This is a genomic window from Paracoccus sp. (in: a-proteobacteria) (assembly GCF_032007265.1).
Taxonomy (GTDB): Bacteria; Pseudomonadota; Alphaproteobacteria; order Rhodobacterales; family Rhodobacteraceae; genus Paracoccus.
In genome coordinates this window covers 1-4,752 of the sequence record NZ_DALZMB010000175.1, presented here as the reverse complement: position 1 = coordinate 4,752, position 4,752 = coordinate 1, and the positions used below count along the sequence as shown (strand labels likewise).

Below are 4,752 nucleotides of genomic sequence, written 5' to 3'. Positions count from 1 at the left end.
ATTGCCCCGATCAGGACTGGGCCAATCAGGACTGACCAGTGAAGGCTGGCCAAGTAAGTGCTGGCCCAGTCAGTGCTGGACCCGCGCATAAAGGCCCAACAGGTCTGTCCTGAAAGGGAACACTCTTTCAGGACAGACCCGGTCAAGTTTGATCCAGTCAGGTTTGCGCCAATCACAGCGGGCGTGGTCAGGCCGGGCATCCTCGGGCCCGGCATGGTCCGCCCGGCCCGGCCCAGAAAAGGCTGGCTCTGTCCGGGCTAGCCTTCCAGCGCGACCGGGCCAAGTTCGGCCCACAGATCACCCGGTCCGGGGTTGGCCTTATGGCTGGCCCCGCCCATATGGGCCATGATGCCCCAGACCGCATTCAACGCCGTCTGTACCGCGCCCTCGACCCATGCAGGCGTCCAGCTGATCCCGTCGCCCGCCAAAAAGATCCCGCGCTGTTCGGCTGGCATCTCTGATTGCATGAAATGCCCATACATACGCAGATTATAGCGGTAATGTCCGGGCAAAGCGCCCTTGAACGCCCCAAGGAAATTCTCGTCCGCCTCCCAGCTGACACAGATGGGATTGCCTCGGATATGGCTGCGAATATCCACACCGGGATAGACCTTTTCCAGCGCGGCCAAGGCTAGCTCGACCCGCTTTTCGCAAGAAAGCGGCAACACTTTCAGCGCATCCGTCATCCAGGAATAGCTTAGGCAGATCACGGCAGGCTGATCCGGGCCATTGTCAAAGAAATAGGTGCCACGGGTCAGGCGGTCCGTCAGCGTCATCGACAAAACCGGTCGCCCGGTTTCAGGGTCAATGTCGTTCCAGAAGGGGCGATCGACCATGACAAAGGTCTTTGCGGCCTGCATGTAACGGGTCCGGTCCAGCGCCATCCACAGCTTTTGGTCAAAAATCTCTTCGTCGACCTTGACCGATGTGGTCAGCAAATGGCTTTGGCAGGTGACCAATACGGCGGCATAATCGCGCGGATTGCCCCATTGATCGGTGACGGTAAAGCCGCCCCCATTCTGGCGCGCGATCTTGGCCGCCCGCCCCAAAGTTGCGCCGCCGTTCAGACTGGCCAGACTCGTGCCCTTGGGCCAATGGGCGCAATCAGCGCTCTGGCGCCACAGGCGGTGCAGCACATGTTCGACGCCGCCGACGATATAGCGCTGATGATCATCCAGCTCGAGCAGGTTCACGCGCAAGATCTCGAGCATGGAATTGGGAAAGTCACTGTCCCAGCCGCCCGTGCCAAAACCGACCTGGCCAAAGACCTCACGGTGGCGAAAGCTTAGCCCCTGAAATGCCTTGGACGAGACCACAAAGTCATAAAACGTCCGCTCATCCCATTTTTCGACCAGCGGGTCCCAGATTTCCTTCAGGCGTTTGACATCGCGCTCGCGCACCGCGCGGCTTAGTTTGGTAAAGTCCGAATGTTCTTCCAATGCGGCGCGATAGGCGACGGCAACCTCGTGGTAAAGCTGGGGCAGATCGTCCAGTTTGCGCGCGAAATGGGTCTCGCCCTCAAGATCGATGACGGTCGAGCCGGCGGCAGCGGTCAGCGGGTTGGGGAAGGGCCGGCTTTGCATGCCCACCAGATCGACATAGTGGTAAAACCCCCGCGACGAGATCGGAAAACGCATGCCGCCCAGCTCGGCAATGACGTCCTGTGTCCCCTCAAAGGTTTCCGAGCGCAGGCGACCGCCGAATTTACCGGATTCGTAAAGCACGGGTTTCAGGCCCAGCTTCATCAACTCATGGCCCGCAATCACCCCCGCAGCCCCTGCCCCGATCACGGCAACCTCTTGACCATAGCTGGCGGCGGGGATCGTACCCAGCCCGGCGGGATGGTTTAACCAATCATCATAAGCGAAGGGGAAATCGGGTCCGAAGGCGGTGACAGGTTTCTGATCGCTCATGTTGGGCTTTCTCTGGGGGCGCGGAAATGTCTAAACTGATGAGTGTATTGTGCCCATGGCAGAGGTGAAAAGTGAAGTTAGCACTCTGGCAGAGTCCGCCGACAGATGGCCGGATTGATGATGCTTTTCAGGCAGTTTGTATGCAGTTGCGGGCATCTGCGGCGGCGGGCGCAAAAATGCTGCTTTTGCCCGAACTGTTCCTGCCCGGATATCACCGCCCCGATTTGCACCAAAGCCTTGCCCAAACGCTGGACGGCCCGTGGGTGGTCAGGCTGCGTGAGATGGCCCGATCGACGGGCTGCGGCCTATGCTTTGGCTGGGCCGAGCGCGCGGCTGAGGGGGATGGCGCGGCGATCTATAATGCCGCCACGGCCATTGGCGCGGATGGTGCAATTTTGGCCCATTACCGCAAGATCCAGCTTTACGGCCCGATGGAAGAGGCCAGCTTTCAACGCGGCTCGACGCTTGGCCCGGTCTTTGATCTGGAAGGGCGGCGGGCGGCGATGCTGGTATGTTATGACATCGAATTCCCCGGCCATGCGGCTGCTTTGGCGCAAAAAGGCGCCGATCTGATTTTGGTCCCCACGGCCAATCCTGTCGGGTTTGAGCATGTTCAGCGCGCCTTGGTTCCCGCGCGCGCACATGAAAACAATGCCGTCGTGGCCTATGCCAATCTGGTCGGAGATGAGCGCGGGCTGTGCTTTGGCGGCCTGTCGGTGATCGCTGGCCCCGACGGCCAACCCCTGGCAATGGCGGGTGCCAAGGGCGAGGCCCTGCTGATCGTCGATCTGGCCGCGGCCCAGTCCCTTCCGGCCAGTGCGCAATCGGCTTTGGCGCAGCAATACCGCCCCGCAGATGGGTAAGGTTTGAATGGGCAAGATGCGGCAGGGCGGGGCCAGGCCCTAGCCCTAGCCCTAGCCCTGACGCAGACCCTCGACGACCGAGCGGCGATAGATACGGATCGCCGGGATCAACGCCAGCACCAGCCCGGCCAAGACCAATAGCCCGGCCATGCCCAACTCGCGCGGGCCAAGGCTGGCCTGCATTGCCACCCCGGTATGCGCCGCAATCAGCTTTGAGGCCAGCGCCGAGGCTGCCCAGCCAAGCGGCAACCCCAAGGCCGCCCCCCCCACAACCATCGCGCCGACATAAGCCCAGACCGTGACGAAAACATATCCCGCCGAGGCACCAAGGGCGCGCAGCACCGCAAAGCTTTTGCGCTGCAGATCAAGCACGGCCAGCAGACCGACCAGGATCGCGGCAATCACAAGGATCTGGGCGGCCAAGCTGAGCATGGTCATGACCCGCGCCGCGCTACCCATCAGGCTGTAAAGATCCACCAGCGTTTCCGCCGGGAAAAAGGCCGTGGTTTGCGCATCGCGATAACGCGCACGCAACCCATAGGCCGCAGCAATGCTGGCAGGTTTGATGACGATGGCTGGCAGGCCCGGCATCAAATCTGCCTGCCACGGCGGCCCGATACGGTCCTCATTCAAGGCATGTCCCGTGCCCATAGCATGGGCCATCCAGATATATTCGACGGGCACGATCACCGCACGATCCCAGGGCGTGCCGGTGGGCCTCATGCGGCCAACCACGCGCACATCATCATGAAGATGCCCATCCCCCACCTCTGCGTGATCCGCAGCCACGCCAGATGGATCAGCCTGTGACGGGTCATGCTGTAATTGGCCCGGATCCGAGTGGTCCGGCTCGGCCTGATCGGCATCGATCCCACCTGCCGCACCATCACCATGACCATGCTGAACCGAGATGTCCTCGCCTATGGCGTCCGGGACCAGCGCCCCCACCACCGCCTCATTCAGGTGAGTGAAGTTGCGCCCCTGGGCCAGTCCCTGACTGAGATGGGTCACGAAATCCGCGGTCGTTCCTACCACCGGCGCACCAGCATGGCTGTCACCAAAGGCAATTGGCGCCGCAAATTCCGCATCAGGATCGCTCAACACGCGCTGCGCCACGGGGCCGGGCAACAGCGTGACGGCATTGGGCCGCAGATAGACGGTCGAGAACAACAGATCGGTCTGACTTCCCGGCGCGGCCACAATCAGATCAAAGCGGTCTGCCGCGCGGGCCGAGCCCAGACGCAAGGCGCGCTCTTGGGCGCTGATCGCGATGCCCAAGGCAACCGCAAGGGCGACCAGCACGGTCAAAAGCCCGACCGTCATCGGATTGCGCGACCACAGCGCGCGCAGAACGGGAAGCGGGTTCATGGGCCAGACACCCGCTGGCCACGGACCAGCCCCAAGCGCTGATCGGCCAGGGCGATCAATGCGGGATCGTGACTGGCCGCAATCACGCAACACCCTTGATCATGAGCCATTTTCTGCAATGAGGCGGCGACGCTGGCGCCGGATGCAGCATCAAGGCTGGCGGTTGGCTCATCCGCAAAGATCACCCTTGGTTTCAGCAACAAGGCGCGGGCAAGCGCCACGCGTTGCTGCTCTCCTCGAGACAGCAGCGCCGCGCGCGGGCAGTCAGGCACCCCGAATTGCGTCAAAAGCGCCGCGCCACGCGCGCGCAATCTGGCGGCAGAAAAGGCCGAAAACCAGGCTGGTAAAAGCACGTTATCCAAAGGCGACAGCTCGGGCAGAAGGTGAAAGTCCTGAAAGACAAAGCCCGCATTGAGACGGCGCCAGCGATCGCGTGCCCCCTCGCGCATGCGCGCCAGGTCAAGGCCGTTCCAAGCGATTTGCCCCTGCTGGGGCAGCAGCAATCCCGACAAAAGGTAAAGCAACGTGGTCTTTCCCGACCCCGATGGCCCGGTCAGCACCGTCAGCCGCCCCCCGTCCAAATCCAGCCGATCAAGGGAGATGACCTG

Annotated in this window: 5 protein-coding genes; 1 reads left to right on the top strand and 4 read right to left on the bottom strand. The window is 62.1% G+C overall.

All coding sequences use genetic code 11. The features are described from left to right. Positions 1-200: pentapeptide repeat-containing protein (locus RTS12_RS20855; protein ID WP_409455725.1), on the bottom strand; the 200-nt coding region annotated here is incomplete at its 3' end. 57 nt (positions 201-257) lie between these two features. Next, positions 258-1,913, bottom strand: coding sequence for an FAD-dependent oxidoreductase (locus tag RTS12_RS20095; RefSeq protein ID WP_312531824.1), 1,656 nt, complete (start codon positions 1,911-1,913; stop codon positions 258-260). Between the two features lie 71 nt (positions 1,914-1,984). Here RTS12_RS20095 and RTS12_RS20090 point away from each other — a divergent pair, with 71 nt between their 5' ends. Further along, entirely contained in the window at positions 1,985-2,776 is a 792-nt protein-coding gene (locus tag RTS12_RS20090) for a carbon-nitrogen hydrolase family protein (protein WP_312531822.1), read from the top strand. Positions 2,777-2,827: 51 nt separating this feature from the next. Here RTS12_RS20090 and RTS12_RS20085 read toward each other — a convergent pair whose 3' ends face one another. Beyond that, a complete protein-coding gene (locus RTS12_RS20085) occupies positions 2,828-4,144 on the bottom strand; it encodes an ABC transporter permease (RefSeq protein ID WP_312531820.1) in 1,317 nt (438 codons plus the stop codon). Continuing rightward, positions 4,141-4,752, bottom strand: a 612-nt coding sequence (locus tag RTS12_RS20080) for an ATP-binding cassette domain-containing protein (RefSeq protein WP_312531818.1), incomplete at its 5' end; no start/stop codon positions are given. The genes RTS12_RS20080 and RTS12_RS20085, both read right to left, overlap by 4 nt.

Excerpts from the sequence above, each read along its gene's own strand:
- RTS12_RS20095 (WP_312531824.1), bottom strand. The coding sequence starts at position 1,913 with ATGAGCGATCAGAAACCTGTCACCGCCTTCGGACCCGATTTCCCCTTC.
- RTS12_RS20085 (WP_312531820.1), bottom strand. The coding sequence starts at position 4,144 with ATGAACCCGCTTCCCGTTCTGCGCGCGCTGTGGTCGCGCAATCCGATG.